General features: G+C 59.8%; 13 protein-coding genes. All 13 read right to left on the reverse strand.

Going from position 1 to position 17,641, the window contains the following annotated elements; translation table 11 throughout:
* Positions 1-4: 4 nt before the first annotated feature.
* The 13 genes from CHC02_RS07665 to rfbB all read right to left on the reverse strand — a co-directional run bounded on the left by CHC02_RS07665 (position 5) and on the right by rfbB (position 17,639).
* On the reverse strand, positions 5-1,015 hold the full coding sequence (locus CHC02_RS07665; protein ID WP_089390890.1) for an ornithine carbamoyltransferase: 1,011 nt from the start codon (positions 1,013-1,015) through the stop codon (positions 5-7).
* Positions 1,016-1,126: 111 nt separating this feature from the next.
* Positions 1,127-2,383 carry an arginine deiminase gene (gene arcA, locus CHC02_RS07670; RefSeq protein WP_089390891.1) on the reverse strand — a complete coding sequence of 419 codons (1,257 nt, stop codon included), beginning with the start codon at positions 2,381-2,383 and terminating at the stop codon, positions 1,127-1,129.
* A 17-nt stretch (positions 2,384-2,400) separates the two neighbouring features.
* Positions 2,401-3,849, reverse strand: coding sequence for an arginine-ornithine antiporter (gene arcD, locus CHC02_RS07675; RefSeq protein WP_089390892.1), 1,449 nt, complete (start codon positions 3,847-3,849; stop codon positions 2,401-2,403).
* Positions 3,850-4,450: 601 nt separating this feature from the next.
* Positions 4,451-5,842, reverse strand: a complete 1,392-nt coding sequence (locus tag CHC02_RS07680) for a sigma-54-dependent transcriptional regulator (protein WP_089390893.1) — start codon at positions 5,840-5,842, stop codon at positions 4,451-4,453.
* On the reverse strand, positions 5,839-7,644 hold the full coding sequence (locus tag CHC02_RS07685; RefSeq protein ID WP_089390894.1) for a sensor histidine kinase: 1,806 nt from the start codon (positions 7,642-7,644) through the stop codon (positions 5,839-5,841). Before CHC02_RS07685 ends, CHC02_RS07680 begins: the two co-directional genes overlap by 4 nt.
* Before the next feature lie 448 nt (positions 7,645-8,092).
* Positions 8,093-10,861 carry a glycosyltransferase gene (locus CHC02_RS07690; RefSeq protein WP_089390895.1) on the reverse strand — a complete coding sequence of 923 codons (2,769 nt, stop codon included), beginning with the start codon at positions 10,859-10,861 and terminating at the stop codon, positions 8,093-8,095.
* Positions 10,862-11,024: 163 nt separating this feature from the next.
* Complete coding sequence (locus CHC02_RS07695; protein WP_089390896.1) at positions 11,025-12,014, reverse strand: class I SAM-dependent methyltransferase; 990 nt, start codon at positions 12,012-12,014, stop codon at positions 11,025-11,027.
* Positions 12,015-12,035: 21 nt separating this feature from the next.
* Positions 12,036-13,418 carry an ABC transporter ATP-binding protein gene (locus CHC02_RS07700; protein ID WP_089390897.1) on the reverse strand — a complete coding sequence of 461 codons (1,383 nt, stop codon included), beginning with the start codon at positions 13,416-13,418 and terminating at the stop codon, positions 12,036-12,038.
* Positions 13,408-14,229: an ABC transporter permease gene (locus CHC02_RS07705; protein ID WP_089390898.1), complete on the reverse strand. Its 822-nt coding sequence runs from the start codon at positions 14,227-14,229 to the stop codon at positions 13,408-13,410. Before CHC02_RS07705 ends, CHC02_RS07700 begins: the two co-directional genes overlap by 11 nt.
* Positions 14,226-14,798 carry a dTDP-4-dehydrorhamnose 3,5-epimerase gene (gene rfbC / locus CHC02_RS07710; RefSeq protein WP_089390899.1) on the reverse strand — a complete coding sequence of 191 codons (573 nt, stop codon included), beginning with the start codon at positions 14,796-14,798 and terminating at the stop codon, positions 14,226-14,228. Before rfbC ends, CHC02_RS07705 begins: the two co-directional genes overlap by 4 nt.
* Positions 14,798-15,679 carry a glucose-1-phosphate thymidylyltransferase RfbA gene (gene rfbA / locus CHC02_RS07715; RefSeq protein WP_089390900.1) on the reverse strand — a complete coding sequence of 294 codons (882 nt, stop codon included), beginning with the start codon at positions 15,677-15,679 and terminating at the stop codon, positions 14,798-14,800. The genes rfbC and rfbA overlap by 1 nt, the downstream gene beginning before the upstream one ends.
* Positions 15,676-16,584, reverse strand: coding sequence for a dTDP-4-dehydrorhamnose reductase (rfbD, locus tag CHC02_RS07720; RefSeq protein WP_089390901.1), 909 nt, complete (start codon positions 16,582-16,584; stop codon positions 15,676-15,678). The genes rfbA and rfbD overlap by 4 nt, the downstream gene beginning before the upstream one ends.
* On the reverse strand, positions 16,581-17,639 hold the full coding sequence (rfbB, locus tag CHC02_RS07725; protein WP_089390902.1) for a dTDP-glucose 4,6-dehydratase: 1,059 nt from the start codon (positions 17,637-17,639) through the stop codon (positions 16,581-16,583). Before rfbB ends, rfbD begins: the two co-directional genes overlap by 4 nt.
* Between the last annotated feature and the right edge of the window lie 2 nt (positions 17,640-17,641).

Consider the following 17,641-nt stretch of genomic DNA (forward strand, 5'->3'; position numbering starts at 1 on the left):
TCGATCACATGTCGGCGAGGGTCGAAACGAGGATCGCCTTGATGGTGTGCATGCGGTTTTCCGCTTGCTCGAAGGCGATGTTGTAGGGGGACTCGAAGACGTCTTCGGTGACTTCGATGCCGTTGGCCAGGTTCGGGTATTTCTCGGCGATCTGCTTGCCGACCTTGGTTTCGCTGTTGTGGAACGCCGGCAGGCAGTGCATGAATTTCACCCGCGGGTTGCCGGCGGCCTTCATGATGTCGAGGTTGACCTGGTAGGGCAGCAGTTCCTTGATGCGCTCGCCCCAGGCTTCCACCGGCTCGCCCATGGACACCCAGACGTCGGTGTGGACGAAGTCCACGCCCTTGACTGCTTCCTTCGGGTCCTCGGTGAGGAGGATGCGGGCGCCGCTTTCCTCGGCGAATTTCTTGCAGGCGGCGACGTGCTCGTCGGTCGGCCACAGGGCCTTGGGCGCGGCGATGCGTACGTCCATGCCGAGCTTGGCGCCGATCAGCAGCAGGGAGTTGCCCATGTTGTTGCGGGCGTCGCCCAGGTAGGCGTAGGCGATGTCGTGCAGCGGCTTGTCGCTGTGCTCGCGCATGGTCAGCACGTCGGCCAGCATCTGCGTCGGGTGGTATTCGTCGGTCAGGCCGTTGAACACCGGCACGCCGGCGTACTGCGCCAGTTCCTCGACGATTTCCTGCTTGAAGCCACGGTATTCGATGGCGTCGTACATGCGGCCGAGCACGCGGGCGGTGTCCTTCATGCTCTCCTTGTGGCCGATCTGCGAGGAATTGGGGTCGATGTAGGTGACGTTGGCGCCCTGGTCATAGGCGGCGACCTCGAAGGCGCAGCGGGTGCGGGTGGAGGTCTTCTCGAAGATCAGGGCGATGTTGTTGCCCTTGAGGTGTTGCTGCTCGGTGCCGGTGTACTTGGCGCGTTTCAGGTCGCGGGACAGGTCGAGCAGGTAGCGCAACTCGCGGGTGCTGTGGTGCATCAGGCTGAGCAGGTTGCGGTTGTGCATGTTGAAAGCCATGTTCTTTCTCCTTGTGGGATGGAATCTCGGCCCTCGTCAGTACAGCTTGTGGCTGGCGGGGCGGGCGGCCCTGGCTGGGGCCGCCGCGTTGAGCAGGGTGGGCCTTGGCGATCAGTAGTCGATCGGGTCGCGGATGATCGGGCAGGTCATGCAGTGGCCGCCGCCACGGCCGCGGCCGAGCTCGCCGGCGCTGATGGTGATGACTTCCACGCCGGCCTTGCGCAGCAGGGTGTTGGTGTAGGTGTTGCGGTCGTAGCCGATGACCACGCCGGGCTCGACGCAGACCACGTTGTTACCGTCGTCCCACTGCTCGCGCTCGGCGGCGAAGGTGTTGCCGCCGGTCTCGACGATGCGCAGTTTCTTCAGGCCCAGGGCCTCGGCGACCACGCTGATGAAGTCCTTCTCCTCGCGCTGCACGTTGATGCCGTAGGGGCTCTTCTCGTCCGGGCGCAGGGTGAAGGCGACGATTTCCTTGACCACTTCCGGGAAGACGGTGACCAGGTCGCGGTCGCAGAAGCTGAACACGGTGTCCAGGTGCATGGCCGCGCGGGATTTCGGCAGGCCGGCGACTATGACTTTCTCCGCGGCGCCCTTGGCGAACAGCGACTGGGCGACCTGGCCGATGGCCTGGCGGGAAGTCCGCTCGCCCATGCCGATCAGCACCACGCCATTGCCGATGGGCATGACGTCGCCGCCTTCGAGGGTGGAGGAACCGTGGTCCTTGTCCGGGTCGCCGTACCAGATTTCGAATTCGGCGTTGGTGAATTCCGGGTGGAACTTGTAGATCGCGGTGGTCAGCAGGGTTTCCTGGCGACGCGCCGGCCAGTACATCGGGTTCAGGGTGACGCCGCCGTAGATCCAGCAGGTGGTGTCGCGGGTGAACTGGGTGTTGGGCAGCGGCGGCAGCAGGAAGCTGGAATGGCCCAGGTAGTCGCGGAACATCTTCAGCGGCTTGGAGCCTTCGGTTTCCGGGATGTCGTCGGCGGTCACGCCACCGATGAGGAATTCGGCCAGTCGTCGCGGCTCGAGGCCTTCCAGCCAGGCGCGCAGTTCGTGGGTCAGGCCCAGGCCGACGCTGTCGGCGGTGATCTTGCGGTCGAGGATCCATTTCAGCGCTTCGGGGTTCTGGACGGTCTCGGTCAGCAGGTTGTGCATTTCCAGGACGTCGACGCCGCGCTCGCGCATCTTGGTGACGAAATCGAAGTGGTCGCGCTTGGCCTGGTTAACCCAGATCACGTCGTCGAACAGCAACTCGTCGCAGTTGCTAGGGGTCAGGCGTTGGTGGGCAAGACCGGGCGAGCAGACCATCACTTTGCGCAATTTGCCAGCTTCGGAGTGGACGCCAAGTTTGGTTTTTTCCGTGCTCATGAGTGTCTCCAGTGATGTCACAGAGTGAGGAAGCCGTCGTAGAGGCCATACGCCGCGATCAGGGCACCGATCACGACACCTGCGAAGATGAGCTTCTCGACGTTGGTGAAGATCGGTTGGCCGACTTCACGTTTCGCTTTCGCGAAGAGGATGACGCCTGGTGCGTACAGCAGCGCCGACAGCAGCAGGTATTTCAGGCCACCGGCGTAGATCAGCCAGATGGCATAGATGACGGAGATGCCGGCGATGATGAGGTCCTTGTTGCGTTCGCCCGCGTCGTTCTCGTAGGTCTCGCCGCGCACCGCCAGCAGCAGGCCGTAGGCCGCCGACCAGAAGTACGGGATGAGGATCATCGAGGTGGCCAGCAGCAGCATCTTGGTGTACGGGTCCATGCCGCTCGTGTCGCCCGAGGTGAAGAACACGATGACCAGGAAGACCTGCACGCAGATGTTGGTCAGCCACAGGGCGTTGGCCGGCACCTGGTTGGCGTTCTCCTTGCGCAGGAACTCCGGCATGGTGTGGTCCTTGGCCGCGGCGAACATGATCTCGGCGCACAGCAGCACCCAGGACAGCAGGGCACCGAGCAGGGAGATCAGCAGGCCGACGCTGATCAGCACCGCGCCCCAGTGGCCGACCACGTGCTCCAGCACCAGCGCCATCGACGGGTTCTGCAGCTTGGCCAGTTCCGGCTGGGTCATCACGCCCATGGACAGCACGTTCACCAGCACCAGCAGCAACAGTACGGTGATGAAGCCGATGACCGTGGCCTTGCCGACGTCGGAACGTTTTTCCGCGCGGGAGGAGAAGATGCTCGCGCCCTCGATGCCGATGAACACCCAGACGGTGACCAGCATCATGTTGCGCACCTGGTTCATCACGCTGCCCAGGTCAGGATTGCTCTGGCCCCAGATGTCGGTGGTGAAGATGTCCAGCTTGAAGGCGAACAGGCAGATCAGGATGAACAGGAACAGCGGCACTATCTTGGCGATGGTGGTGATGGTGTTGATGAACGCCGCTTCCTTGATCCCGCGCAGCACCAGGAAGTGCAAGGCCCATAGCAGCACCGACGCCGCGATGATCGCTGCCAGCGTGTCGCCCTTGCCGAAGACCGGGAAGAAGTAGCCGAGGGTGCTGAACAGCAGCATGAAGTAGCCGACGTTGCCCAGCCACGCGCTGATCCAGTAGCCCCAGGCCGAGGAGAAGCCCATGTAGTCGCCGAACCCGGCCTTGGCGTAGGCGTACACGCCGCCGTCGAGGTTGGGCTTGCGGTTGGCGAGGGTCTGGAAGACGAAGGCCAGGGTCAGCATGCCGACCGCGGTGATGGCCCAACCGATGAGAATGGCGCCGACGTCTGCACTGGCGGCCATGTTTTGCGGGAGAGAGAAGATACCCCCGCCGACCATGGATCCGACGACCAGAGCGGTTAGTGCCCCAAGTCGTAGTTTTTGGCTGCTATCTTGCGACATTTTCGGAATCTCCCTATAGGAGTTGGAGAGTGTAGTCATTAGGCGCCGACTGTCAGGGAGCCCCCCTGACCTAAATCAATAGCCTGCTAACAAATGTTTCCAACTGCGCAGCGGTGTCGGTCCGCTTGACCCTGAACGATAGGAGAGGTTTGCCGAGATCGCCTGATTTAGAGGGGATTCATGTGAAATGCGGATGGCGTTTCGGTGACCGTCCGGCTTTTTATTGACGGCGTGAATGGGTTCCCACACGGGAGCCCTCATCAGGAAAATCTGTCAGAAGTTATTGCGGGCCGGATGCCAGGCAGAAAAAAGCCCGACATGGTGGTCGGGCCTGGCTTTCTTGCTTGTCGAGCGTTGCCCGCACAGGGTCGCTGCACGGGCGGCGCCTTCCAGGGAAGAAGGGCGCCATGGCCGGATGGCCGGAGAGACACCGCCGGGCTTGTGGCCCGCCGGGCGCCACGACGCGGGGTCGGAGCGAGAGGGATGCGCAAGGCACCGGGGCGGTGTATCGCAAGCTCCGTGCCATCGACGAGGGGCGCTGGAGTGGCCGTATTGCCTGGGCTTCAGCGTATGGGGCGAGGCGGTATCGGCAAGATTCCGCCTATGCGTCGGGGTCTTCGGCGGGATTTCCGCCGCTGCCGGTAAACAGCAACCCATGCTTGCGCAACTTGTCGTGCAAGGTCTTGCGCGGGATACCCAGCGCCTCGGCCAGGCTACGCAGCGAGGCGTGCTGGTTGGCCATCTCGGCGGCGATCAGGGCGCGTTCGAAGGCTTCCACCTGCTCGTTCAGGGAGTCGCCGGAAATCGCAGCCGGCGTATGCGCGGCCTGTTCGTCGAGGCCGAGGTCCAGCCCCAGGGCGAAGCGTTCGGCGACGTTCTGCAGTTCGCGCACATTGCCCGGCCAGCTGTGGCCGAGTAGCTGCGCGCGTTGTGCCGGCGCTAGGCTGCGCGGCGGGATGCCGTGGCGCTGCGCGGCACCCTCGGCGAAATGCTGGAACAGTAGCAGGATGTCCTCCCCGCGCTCGCGCAGGGGCGGAATGCGCAGGCTGGCGACGTTCAGGCGGTAATAGAGGTCGGCGCGGAAGCGGCCGTCGTCGGCGGCCAGGCGCAGGTCCTCCTTGGTCGCGGCGATGATGCGGATGTCCAGGGGGATCAGTTGGTTCGAACCCAGGCGTTCGACCACACGTTCCTGCAAAAGGCGTAGCAGCTTGACCTGTACGTCCAGACTCATGCTCTCTATTTCGTCGAGGAACAGGGTGCCGCCGTTGGCGAACTCGAACTTGCCGATGCGGCGTTTCTGCGCACCGGTGAACGCGCCCTGCTCATGGCCGAACAGCTCGCTTTCCACCACCGACTCGGCCAGGGCGCCGGCGTTGATGGCGACGAAGGGGCCGTTGCGCCGGCCGGAAAGGTCGTGCAGGGCGCGGGCGACCACCTCCTTGCCGGAGCCGGTCTCGCCGAGGATCAGCACGTCGGCCTGCAGTCCGGCGAGGGCCGCCACCTGTTCCTGCAGGCGCTGCATGCCAGCCGACTGGCCGACCAGGCGCCCCTTCAGTTCCTTGCGCTCGGCCAGGGCCATGCGCAGGCTGCGGTTCTCCAGCACCAGGCGGCGCACCTCCAGGGCGCGGCGCACGCTGTCGAGCAGGGCGTCGCTGGGGAAGGGCTTCTCGAGAAAATCGTAGGCACCGGCGCGCATGGCCTTGACCGCCAGGGGCACGTCGCCGTGGCCGGTGATCAGGATCACCGGCAGCTCCGGGTCGTGAGCGTGCAACTGTTCCAGCAACTGCAGGCCGTCGACGCCAGGCATGCGGATATCGCTCACCACCACGCCCGGCCAGTCGCGCGCAAGGCTGGCGTCCAGATTCCTGGCATCGCCCAGGCTGGTGGCATGGAAGCCGGCGAGATCGAGGGTCTGGCCCAGCGCCTGGCGCAGGTGCGGGTCATCGTCGATCAGCAGGACCTGGGTATCGGCTGCGAATGCGGCGCTGCTCATGCGCGGGTTTCCTCCTGGGGCGTCGGCATCACGCCGGGGATGCCCGGCAACAGGTGCAATTGTACGAGAGCGCCGCCCTCGGGGTGATTGCCCAGTTCCAGGCGGCCGCCGAGGGCGCGCAGCAGAGTGTCGCAGATGGCCAGGCCGAGGCCGAGCCCCTTGGCGCTGGTCTTGGTGGTGAAGAAGGGTTCGCGGGCGTGGGCCAGGGCCTGTTCGGAGAAGCCCGGGCCGTTGTCGCGCAGGTACAGGACGATGCCGTCCGGCTTCTGCTCGGCCGTGAGCCAGAGGCGCCGTGGCGGGGCCTTCTCGCTGAGGGCGTCGAGCGCGTTGGAGAGCAGGTTGGCGAGGATCTGCCGCAGGCGCGTTTCCCCTGCCTGCACCCAGATTGGCGCATCGGGCAGGTCGCGTTGCAGCTCGACGTTCATCGCCTGGCGCCGGCTGGCCACCAGCGCCAGGGCGTCGTTGATCGCGGGCTGCAGGGCGACGTTTTCCGGCGCGCGACGGGCGCCTCGGGCGTAGGCCTTGAGGTGGGCGATGATCGAGGCCATGCGCTCGGTCAGCGAGCTGATCTGCTCCAGGTTGCCGCGGGCGTCGTCGAGGCGTTGGTGGTCCAGCAGCACTTTGGCGTTGTCGGCGTAGCTGCGGATGGCGGCGAGCGGCTGGTTGAGCTCGTGGCTGATGCTCGCCGACATGGTGCCCAGGGCCGTCAGCTTGCCGGCCTGGACCACTTCGTCCTGGGCATGCATCAGCTCGCGCTGGGCCTGCTCGCGGTCATGCACCTCCTGCTGCAGTCGGGCATTGGCGCCTTCCAGCTCCTGGGTACGCTCCAGCACGCGCATTTCCAGCTGGCGCTTGGCCTGGGCCTCCAGGGCGATGCGTTCCAGGTAATGGCGGCGGCTGATGCTCAGCAGGGCGAGCAGCAGCAGTAGGGTCATGAGAGTCGCGCCGCCTATCAGCAGCACGCTGCGTACCGGGCGGTCGATCTGCGTCTTCGGCGTGTAGATGCTCACTGTCCAGCCGGTTTCCGGCAGCTCGCGGCTGAGGCTGATCCAGCGCTTCTCGTCGATTTGCAGAGGCTTGGGGTCGAGCACCGGATAGGGGATGTTCTCGGCGATCTCACGCCGCTTGGCCGGCGACAGCGGACGGCTGGCGTGGAAGCGCCAGGTGCTGTTGGAGGAAAGGATGACCACGCCATCGCTGTCGGTGACCAGCAACTGCTCCGGCGTGTTGCCCCAGAGCTGTTCCATGTGCTCCAGATCCAGCTTGACCACCAGCACGCCCAGCAATCTATCGCCTTCGCGAACGTCACTGGCGAAGTAGTAGCCACGCCGGTTGGAGGTGGTGCCCAGGCCGAAGAAGCGCGCCGGCTTGCCCTGGATCGCCTCCTTGTAGTAGGGGCGGAAGGAGAAATTGCGGCCGACGAAGCTGTCCGGCTGGTCCCAGTTGGAGGCGGCCTGGGTAAGGCCGTCGGGGCGCATCAGGTAGATGACGTCGGCGCCGGTGCGCTGGCAGATATCCGCAAGGCGGGCGTTGGCAGCATCCCGGGTTTCCAGGTCTTCGGTTTGCCGCAGAGTGGCTCGCAGCGCTGGCAGCTCGCTGAGGATCGGTGGCAGATCCTCGTAGCGGCGCAGCGTGCCGAGCAGGTTGCCGACGTAGAGGTCGAGGGTCTGCTGGTTCTGCTCGGCGAGTTGTTCGCTGTAGTAGCGTTCGGCGAGGTGGTAGAGAGGCCAGAGCAGAATCAGTAGCGGTAGAGCGAAGATGGCTACGGACCTGGCGCGATTGGCCGGAGGTAGCGAGGTCATGAGTGATTTACTCGATTGGCCTGTGGTGAACGATTGGAATTCTATCAGGGGAAGAATATTGGCTCGATGAGGGCATGTTTCACTATCGCCCCGGCGGTTTCGCCTGCATCCCATCCCCATGGATGCAGGACACCTGTTTCGCCTTAGTGCTGAGTGGCTATGTAAGTGACGCTGCCGAACAGTTGCTTCATTGCTGACAAGATGAGGTTCACACCGTCATAGGTATTAATCAATGACATTGTTCCTGCCTTTCAACGCAGAGATATAGACGTTCACACCTCGGTTGATCTAATGGTAAAAATGCGTAATCCGCCTGGATGAGGTTATGCAATCTGTTTGGGGCTTGTTGTTGAGAAGATGGATGGAGTGAGTTTCATCACCAATTTTCTCGGTAATACTGAGAGGGGATTTATAGCTCTGTAGCAAGGTATGCATCACTGTAGGCTTGTTAGTCATCGGCGCTCTCATCGATGATTTGCTCATAGAAACTCTGCAACTCCAACGCTTGGGCGCCAAATAGCGTGATATCGTTTTTGAAAGGATTGATGTGATTCAGGAAACGCTCTTGGTTATTCAAGATGGAGATGATCGCGTCCTTGAGATATCGTTCATCGGCGGTCAGTGGGATGATTGTGCCGTTCGTGCCATCAACAATGTCTTCGACGGTCCCGCCGGCGTCCGTGCTAATGACCCAGACATCCCGCACTAGCGCTTCGCGAATGGTTAGGCCGAAAGTTTCTTTCCATTGAGTCGGGAACAACAGAACATCGATATTCGAGAAAAATTCATCGATACTGTTCTGGTTGTATCCAGGAATGATCTTGACTTGTCCTGGAATCTTGATGCTGTGCTCATCAAATGAGTGCGAACCGAGATTGAGCAAGTTGTCGACAACCACAAGCTCATAGTCAGTGCGATCTATCGCGGAGAAGGCTTGGCTGATTAGGTGGATACCTTTGATCGGAGTGTTGCCACCCACGTAGCCGAAACGAATCGTCTTACTGGGGTGTTTGCGGTAGTGCTGGGCTGGGGCAAGCACACCATTCTTATTTATATGAATCTTTTCTGCTTCGAAGCCATTGGCGACATAGAGGTTCTTGGTAAATCGACTTGGCACCAGCAGTGCGGTGGCATTCTTCAATGTCGATGCGAGCATCTGTTGGCGATAACTGTTCAGGCTGGGGTTATCTACGCACTTGGCGCAGACTTCGGTCTTGATTGTGGTCTGGCCACAGTATTGGCCGCGATTATTGATCATGAACTGTCGACCGCAAATCCACCAAGCATCGTGCAGAGTGACGAGGAAGGGGATGCCGGCTCGCCGACAACTATCGGCCAGTAGAGCTCCGAGCCCTTGGATTGAATGAAGGTGAACTAAGTCTGGGGCCACACTTTTGAGAACCGCATCAAATACCGGTACTGTTGCCTTGTTTTCGAAATCACTGCTGGCGGCAAGGGCATCAGGCAGACCCATGCCCAGCACGGTAACGCCATGAGCTTCGTAACGGGCAAGGTTGTAAGGGGCGACAGCTTCCGGTGGCAGAGACGTGAAGACGAATTGTTCCAGGTCGGAGTTACTGGCGATCAATCGGCTCATCTGTTCGGCCACCACTGTCGCGCCACCGAAGCTGCGTGGTGCGAAGAAGATGTTCGCCGAAAGCACTCGCTTAGTGGGTGTAGTTGGCTTTCGCGGAAGCACCTGGCAAACCTGGCTGGCTGCGATCTTCTCTGGCGAGTAGCTGTCGAGAATGGTCTGATGCGCGTTCTGTGAAACCTCCCGTCTCAGCGCGGCGTTGTCGATCAACTCCTGCAGGTAGTGCTCCCAGCTCTGCCTGTCGTTGGCCAAGAAGCCATTCTCACCATGAACGATTGCCTGCCGGAATGCGCTGCGAGGTGAGCAGACGCTGGGTAGAAGTACTGAGGAGGCCTCGAGGAACTTGATGTTGCTCTTTGCGTCGTTGAAGGTGGAGTTTTCCAGCGGCGCGATGCTGATGTCGCACTGCGCGAGACTTTCCAGGTAGCCGGTGTAATCGGAGAAGGGCAAGCGCTCGACCCTTTCTGCTAATGAGTCGAAGTAGGTAGGAAGCGTCAGGTCGCCAATGATGCGCAAAATGACATTCGGGCGTCGCTCCATGACCGAGTAGATGGCTGCTGCCGCTTCGAGAAAGTCTGCATCGTGGGTCTTGGTGCCAGAACCATAGACTATGCGTAGTGTATCTCCATCGTGTTGCCTAGCCTGCATGGCGTTAATGGAATCGGCGGCGCTGAGCGTCTCGCTGTCCAGAGCATTCTCGATAACGGTGACATCGTTGACGCCAGCATCACGCATGGCTGCAGCCAATCCTGAGGTCGATGCAATTGCACGATCACATGCCAGCATTGCTTGACGGTATAGCTCTACACCATCCATTAGACTGCGGATGGTATCGGCGCTCAATGCGTTCAGATTACTGTTCTTGCGGTATTTCTCCGGGTCGAAGATCAGGTCGTCGACTTCCCAGTAGGAAATGACCTTGAGGCGGCGAGCCTCTTCGATCAGGAGCAGTACATCAGGAAATGCCGGAACTCGGTAAAAAATAACGACTGAGCAGGTCTGCAAGGCGCTCAGGCAGGCGTGATGGTCGCGCCAATCCAGATAACGGCAGTTATAGCCGAGGCTTTCGATCATCCGCTGCTTCTGTACGACCCGGTATTTGAGGCATTGCGGAATGCTCACTTCGCTGATCAGCAGGATCTCGCCAGGAAACAGATCGTTGGCCGATATGTTGGGTGCCGGCAAGGAAAAGTTCCGGCGCACGGTAGGGGGGGGGGCGTGGTTCCAGAGCAGGCTCAGACCTCGGCTAGTCAAGGCCTGGTAGGATTTCGTCAGAGTTGGATAAAGTCCGGCGCGCTCGACGTGGGAAAGGAATAGTGCTCCCGAGTGTCTAATAGCGCGCAGGCGCTGCCGAATCTTCTTCAGCAGAATAATGGTCTGGCGAGCGGAGGCGGTCATCCTCCAAGTCGTGGAGCTCAGCACGGAGTAATGGTCGTGCTGCAGCTTCAGGAAACTGCTCAACTGCTGCTCATGAGCCTGTGCCTGCTTTTCCAGATAATCCAGTTTCAGTTTCAGTTTGGCGTTTTCATCGCTGAGCCGCAGATTCTCCTGTACCAGGAGCTTACGATCCATGATTTCATCAGCCTGATCGCAAGGGGTGGGTGTGATGTCTGTCTTAGTCATGATTTTAGCTGGGCTTGATGATGTTGAGCCTGAACCGCTCTATTCAATGCGTCTGGCGAGGCAGGTTTCCTGGTTGACACGTAGGTCGGTGCAGCCATCTCATCGGAAGGATTCATGTTCTGAGAGTGCGCATGAGCATGGCCTGTAGCCGGCGCGCAGAGATTCAGCGCCCATACTTTCTCAGCAGATGCGTCGCTTTCCAGAGAGTAGAATTGAGAATCTCCGATAAGCGTTCATCTTGCTCTCGAATCCTTTGCTGGCTTATCTGGTTTTCGGCTTCCAGTTCCTGAGTGCGTGCTACTGCCTCCTGCAGTAACCATTCGTTATGCTTCAGTTTGGTGTCCAGTTCTTCGATGCGTTGGATGAGAGTGGTTTCGCTGGTCTGCAAGTTGCGAATATGCTGTAGGCGATCCTCGCAAATCTGTGCCAGATTCTGGCTATGTGTCTGGAGGCTTGTGGTCTGAGAGAGCCGCCCACCTAGGAATGAATAGAATTTCTTCACGTCGAGCGGACGGGTACGCATCCATTCGAACATCTCTAAAACTGACTGATCAACATTCGCTCCGACAGCGAGCACGCCGAGGCCATGGCCGTGCTCGAACTCGAACGATGGGTATTGGTCTTTGAGCTCTTCCCAAAGCTTCCAAACGCCAAAACCTCGTTCTCTAACATTGGTGTCGTGGAAGAGAACCACCGACTTATCACTCAAGAGATGTTGCCAGGTTTCGAAGTCATGCCTGACCGCTTCATAACTGTGCAGGCCATCGATGTGGAGTAGGTCGATAGTACCCGCCGGAAATCCATCTGCAGCTTCGTCGAACGTGCTCCTGATCAATCGAGAAAAATGATTGTAGTGTCGTTCGTTGACGCCTAGCACTTGCCGATATACGTCATCGCCGTAATGCCCAGCGTGCTCATCGCCCATCCATGTGTCGACTGCATAGGCTTTGCAGTCGATGGAGCAGTCCTTGAGGGACTGGCAGAAGGCAAAATAGGAATCTCCATAGTGGGTGCCAAGTTCGACTATCACCCGTGGGCGCATTATTTTGATCAGGGAAAGCGCAAATGGGACGTGTTCGATCCAGGCACTGTTCCCCGAGACATAGTTCGGCATGTCGAGATCGAGAATGCTGTTACTTAAGAAGAAATTCATGATTTATCCTGAATCGACAATTCAAACTATCTCGATTTTAATTTCGCGTATCGGAATGCCTACCAAGCCGGTGGTGACGCTGGACGACTCCGAACGGAATACGATTGCATCGTGAATCCAGTGAAGTTGTGTGTGTTCGGATTGTGTTCCGTCGGCAAGAGCCACGCACACAGAATAGTCGCCGGCGGGAAGGATCGGCATCTGGTACTGGAAGCTAGCCTCGAACTCCTGGCCGCTAGATAGATAGACTGGCGCATCTCTGTATTTTAGGTAGGTATTTTCACCAAAGAGAGTCTGGCCGAGCCTGTCCTTGACGTAGAAGCCGACAATGGGGCTGGGAATATCTCGATAGCCTACGCCTCTGACCAGCAGGGTGACTTCTTCTCCTCCGACTATCCAGCTAAGGCGCTGCCCATTCGAATTTCTGAACTCGACATCAATAATGGAGGCATGGTCTTTACCATACCCGCTACTGTTCTGATTGAAGTCGAAAACACGTAAGTCGTTGCGAAGATTGGAGGTATTCAGGAATTTCTGTCGTTGATCATAGCACTCGCTGATCTCCGGCAGCCTACGGGACTGGTCGGCTGGAGACTGCTTGGCCGTTTTCCCATGTTGTGATTCGAGTAGGGCACTCAGATAACTGTCGCAGACGTCTTTGGGGGCACCGGATTGAACCACATGACCATGGTCCAGCCAGATAACGTGGGAGCAGAGACTTTTGACGCTGGCGGTATCGTGACTGACGAAGAGGACCGTCCCTGTCTGCATGAACTGTCGAAGAAAACGCATACACTTTTGCGTGAAGAACACGTCGCCTACTGCTAGTGCTTCATCGATGATGAGGATTTCCGCATCGACATGGGCTATTACGGAGAATGCCAAGCGGACCATCATGCCGCTGGAGTAGGTTTTTACCGGCTGATCTACGAACTCGCCGATATCAGCGAACTCGATAATCTTGTCATAGCGTTCGTCAATCTGTTTCTTGCTGAGTCCATACAATTGGCCGCTCAGGTAGACGTTATCGCGTCCGGTGAATTCCGGATTGAATCCGGAGCCGAGTTCAAGCAATGCAGCAACCTTACCGCTGAAGTAGGCCTCTCCCACCGTTGGTGTCAGAGTACCGCAGATAATTTGTAGTAAAGTGCTTTTACCGGATCCGTTGCGGCCAATGATGCCGACGGTTTGTCCCTTGTTCACTTCGAAGCTGACACTTTGCAGAGCATGAAAGTCGCGGCGGCGAGCCTCTGCTTTGCGGTGAAAATATGCCTTGACCCTCGCTGAGGGGGCGACACGGGAAATCAAGGAAAGCAGACCTTGAACAAGTCGATCATGCGGCTTGGTATATGTGTGGAAAACCTTGCCGATGTTCTTGACTCGAATGGCGATCTCAGAGGACATCGGCAAATCCTTTTCTGGATGCCTGGAAAACTGCATAGCCGAGCCATGCGATGATCAGTGAGGTTGTCGCGTAATACATGAGGTAGTGCGTATCTATTTCCTTAGAGAAAATCAGTACGTTGCGAATCTGCTCAATGGGCATCGCCAAAGGATTGAGGCTTGCAAGACCGCGCCATTTTTCGGGGAAAGAACTCATCGGAAAGAATATCGGTGAGATGAACAACAGTCCCGTTAGTACGATGCCGATAGTTTGCCCTATGTCGCGCAAGTAGACGCCCAACGCGGCGAGAAGCCAGGTCAGACCCATTGTCAGGAAAATCAGAGGGGCGAAGGCGATGGGCAGAAGTAAAGCGGTTGCAGGAATTTTCCCGAACGCGAACAGCTCAAAGATGAAAAGAATGCCCAAACCGATCGTTGCATGGAAAAGTGTGGAGATGATGGTCACGCATGGGAGAATTTCTAGTGGGAATATTACTTTTTTTACGAAGTTAGGGTTGGAGCAGATGATATGTGGTGAGCGCCCCACGCATTCGCTGAAGAAATTGAAGGCTATTAATCCGGAGAACAGGATGAGCGCAAAGGAGGAGCGAGAGCCCTCATTAATGTTAGGCCATCTGGACTGGAACACCTCGCTGAAGATGAAAGTATAAATCCCGAGCATAAGGATCGGTGTCAACATGGACCACAACATGCCGAAAACCGAGCCTTTATAACGACTGGTGATTTCGCGCCAAGAGAGGTCCAGAAGCAGTTGCCTGTTATTATAAAGAGAGCCAAATAGACTCAGCGGAGATACTTCGAACTTCTTCATGGTGTTGTTATCGTGGTGCAATGCTGTGCAAATGCTTCGGCATCTTGAAGTGATTTTGCCGCAATGTCCTTGGTCGATAAGGTTGGCTCACCGGAAATTGGCCAGTCGATACCAACGCTAGGATCGTTCCAGATCAGTGCCCGTTCATGCTCCGGGTGCCAATAATCGGTGGTCTTGTAGAGGAAGTCCGCCGACTCCGACAGCACCACGAAGCCGTGGGCGAAGCCTTCCGGCACCCACAACTGGTGCTTGTTTTCCGCGCTCAGCAGCGCGCCTACCCATTTGCCGAATGTCGGCGAGGAGCGGCGCATGTCCACGGCGACGTCGAAGACTTCGCCATTGACCACGCGCACCAGCTTCCCCTGGGGGTTCTGGATCTGGTAGTGCAGACCGCGCAGTACGCCCTTGGAGGAGCGCGAGTGGTTGTCCTGGACGAACTTCACCGGGCGGCCGATGGCCTCCTCAAATTGCCGGTGATTGTAGCTTTCAAAGAAGAAACCACGGTCGTCACCGAAAACCTTGGGCTCGATCAGGACCACTTCGGGGATTGCAAGACGGGTAGCTTTCATCAGTAGACGGTCTCGACCAGCAGGCGTTTCAGGTATTGGCCATAGCCATTCTTGGCCAGCGGGGCGGCGAGGGCTTCCAGTTGCTCGGCGCTGATCCACTTCTGGCGGAAGGCGATCTCTTCGGGGCAGGCGACCTTCAGGCCCTGGCGGTTTTCCAGGGTGGCGATGAAGTGGCTGGCCTCCAGCAGGGAGTCGTGGGTGCCGGTGTCCAGCCAGGCGTAGCCGCGGCCCATGATTTCCACGGAGAGCTTGCCGGCTTCCAGGTAGGCCTTGTTGACGTCGGTGATCTCCAGCTCGCCGCGGGCGGAGGGCTTGATGCTCTTGGCGATGTCGACCACCTGGTTGTCGTAGAAGTACAGGCCGGTCACCGCGTAGCTGGACTTCGGCTTGGCCGGTTTCTCTTCGAGGCTGATGGCCTTGCCATCGGCATCGAACTCGACCACGCCGTAACGTTCCGGATCATGCACGTGATAGGCGAACACGCTGGCGCCAGCATCGCGCTGCATGGCGTGGAGCAACAACTCCTGGAAGTCGTGGCCGTGGTAGATGTTGTCGCCCAGCACCAGCGCGCAGAGGTCGTTGCCGATGAACTCCTCGCCGATCAGGAATGCCTGGGCCAGGCCATCCGGCGAAGGCTGCACGGCGTATTGCAGGTTCAGGCCCCACTGGCTGCCGTCGCCGAGCAGTTGCTCGAAGCGCGGGGTGTCCTGCGGGGTGGAGATGATCAGGATATCGCGGATGCCCGCCAGCATCAGGGTGCTGAGCGGGTAGTAGATCATCGGCTTGTCGTAGACCGGCAGCAACTGCTTGGAGATGGCCAGGGTCGCCGGATGCAGGCGGGTGCCGGAACCCCCGGCGAGGATGATGCCTTTGCGTTTCATACTGCTCCCTGGTCTACCAGTTCCCGGATCATGCGTTGGACATGGTACTCCCAGGCGGGCAGTACCAGGCCGAAGGTGCGTTGCAGCTTGTCGTTGGCCAGGCGCGAGTTGGCCGGGCGTTTCGCCGGCAGCGGGTATTCGCTGGTGGCGATGGGGGCGATGCGCTCCGGCGTGGCGCGCAGGCCGGTGCCCAGGCGGATGGCTTCGCCGATGACGAACTGGGCGTAGCGGTGCCAACTGGTCTCGCCGCTGGCTACCAGGTGATAGGTGCCGCTGGCCCGCTCGCGCAGGCCAGGGTCATGGGCGAGGCGTTGCAGCGCCAGGGCGGTGACGTCGGCGATCAGCTCGGCGCTGGTCGGTGCGCCCACCTGGTCGGCGATGACGCGCAGTTCGTCGCGCTCCTTGGCCAGGCGCAGCATGGTCTTGGCGAAGTTCGCCCCGCGCGTGGCATAGACCCAGCTGGTGCGGAAGATCAGGTGGCGGCAGCCGCTCTCGCGGATGGCGAGCTCGCCTTCCAGCTTGGTCTGGCCATAGACGCCCAGGGGGCCGGTGGCGGCATCTTCCTCGAAGGGCGCTTCGCCACTGCCGTCGAAGACGTAGTCCGTGGAGTAGTGCACCAGCCAGGCATCGATTTCCCGCGCGGCCTGGGCCAGGGTCGCAACCGCCTCGGCATTGATCCGGCGGGCGGCGTCGACATCGCTTTCGGCCTTGTCCACCGCGGTGTAGGCGCCGGCGTTGACGATCACGTCGGGGCGCTCTTCGGCGACCAGCCTGGCCAGCCCCGCCAGATCACTCAGGTCGGCCCGCTGCCTGTCGCAGACCACCAGTTGCGCCAGGGGCGCCAGGGCGCGCTGGAGTTCCCAGCCGACCTGGCCGTTGGCGCCGAGTAGAAGGATCTTGTTCATGCGTACTGCTTACCTACCCATTCACGGTATGCGCCGCTGGTGACGTTGTTCACCCAGGCCTGGTTGTCCAGGTACCAGCGCACGGTCTTGCGGATGCCGGTCTCGAAGGTTTCCGCCGGCTTCCAGCCCAGTTCGCGCTCGAGGCGGGTGGCGTCGATGGCGTAGCGACGATCGTGACCGGGGCGATCTTTGACGAAGGTGATCTGCTCGCGGTAGCTCCGTCCGTCGGTCCGTGGCTGCTCCTGGTCGAGGATGTCGCACAGGGTATGGACCACGTCGATATTGGCTTTCTCGTTCCAGCCGCCGACGTTGTAGGTCTCGCCCAACTGGCCGGCTTCCAGCACGCGGCGGATGGCCGCGCAATGGTCCTTCACGTACAGCCAGTCGCGGACCTGCTGGCCGTCGCCGTAGATCGGCAGCGGCTTGCCGGCCAGGGCGTTGTGGATGACCAGCGGGATCAGCTTCTCGGGGAAGTGATAGGGGCCATAGTTGTTCGAGCAGTTGGTGGTCAGCACCGGCAGCCCGTAGGTGTGGTGATAGGCGCGGACCAGGTGGTCGGACGCGGCCTTGGAGGCCGAGTAGGGGCTGTTCGGTTCGTACTTGTTGCTTTCGCGGAAGGCCGGATCGTTCGGACCCAGCGAGCCGTAGACCTCGTCGGTGGAGACGTGGAGGAAGCGGAAAGCGGCCTTGGGCTCGGCGGCCAGGCCGTTCCAGTAGGCGCGGACCGCTTCCAGCAGGCGGAAGGTGCCGACGATGTTGGTCTGGATGAAGTCTTCCGGGCCGTGGATGGAACGGTCCACGTGGGATTCGGCGGCGAAGTTCAGTATGGCGCGGGGCTGGTGCTCGGCCAGCAGGCGGGAAACCAGTTCGCCATCGCCGATGTCGCCGTGCACGAATACATGTCGCGCGTCGCCGTCCAGGCTGGCCAGGTTCTGGCGGTTGCCGGCGTAGGTCAGCTTGTCGAGGCTGATGACCTTTTCGTCATTGCCTGCCAGCCAGTCGAGAACGAAGTTGGCGCCGATGAAGCCGGCGCTGCCGGTGACTAGGATGGTCATGG

Source organism: Pseudomonas delhiensis, assembly GCF_900187975.1.
Classification (GTDB): domain Bacteria; phylum Pseudomonadota; class Gammaproteobacteria; order Pseudomonadales; family Pseudomonadaceae; genus Pseudomonas; species Pseudomonas delhiensis.

What these genes read in the sequence shown, in the direction of transcription:
- CHC02_RS07665 (WP_089390890.1), bottom strand. Translation starts at nt 1,015, where the DNA reads ATGGCTTTCAACATGCACAACCGCAACCTGCTCAGCCTGATGCACCAC.
- arcA (WP_089390891.1), bottom strand. Translation starts at nt 2,383, where the DNA reads ATGAGCACGGAAAAAACCAAACTTGGCGTCCACTCCGAAGCTGGCAAA.
- arcD (WP_089390892.1), bottom strand. Translation starts at nt 3,849, where the DNA reads ATGTCGCAAGATAGCAGCCAAAAACTACGACTTGGGGCACTAACCGCT.
- CHC02_RS07680 (WP_089390893.1), bottom strand. Translation starts at nt 5,842, where the DNA reads ATGAGCAGCGCCGCATTCGCAGCCGATACCCAGGTCCTGCTGATCGAC.
- CHC02_RS07685 (WP_089390894.1), bottom strand. Translation starts at nt 7,644, where the DNA reads ATGACCTCGCTACCTCCGGCCAATCGCGCCAGGTCCGTAGCCATCTTC.
- CHC02_RS07690 (WP_089390895.1), bottom strand. Translation starts at nt 10,861, where the DNA reads ATGACTAAGACAGACATCACACCCACCCCTTGCGATCAGGCTGATGAA.
- CHC02_RS07695 (WP_089390896.1), bottom strand. Translation starts at nt 12,014, where the DNA reads ATGAATTTCTTCTTAAGTAACAGCATTCTCGATCTCGACATGCCGAAC.
- CHC02_RS07700 (WP_089390897.1), bottom strand. Translation starts at nt 13,418, where the DNA reads ATGTCCTCTGAGATCGCCATTCGAGTCAAGAACATCGGCAAGGTTTTC.
- CHC02_RS07705 (WP_089390898.1), bottom strand. Translation starts at nt 14,229, where the DNA reads ATGAAGAAGTTCGAAGTATCTCCGCTGAGTCTATTTGGCTCTCTTTAT.
- rfbC (WP_089390899.1), bottom strand. Translation starts at nt 14,798, where the DNA reads ATGAAAGCTACCCGTCTTGCAATCCCCGAAGTGGTCCTGATCGAGCCC.
- rfbA (WP_089390900.1), bottom strand. Translation starts at nt 15,679, where the DNA reads ATGAAACGCAAAGGCATCATCCTCGCCGGGGGTTCCGGCACCCGCCTG.
- rfbD (WP_089390901.1), bottom strand. Translation starts at nt 16,584, where the DNA reads ATGAACAAGATCCTTCTACTCGGCGCCAACGGCCAGGTCGGCTGGGAA.
- rfbB (WP_089390902.1), bottom strand. Translation starts at nt 17,639, where the DNA reads ATGACCATCCTAGTCACCGGCAGCGCCGGCTTCATCGGCGCCAACTTC.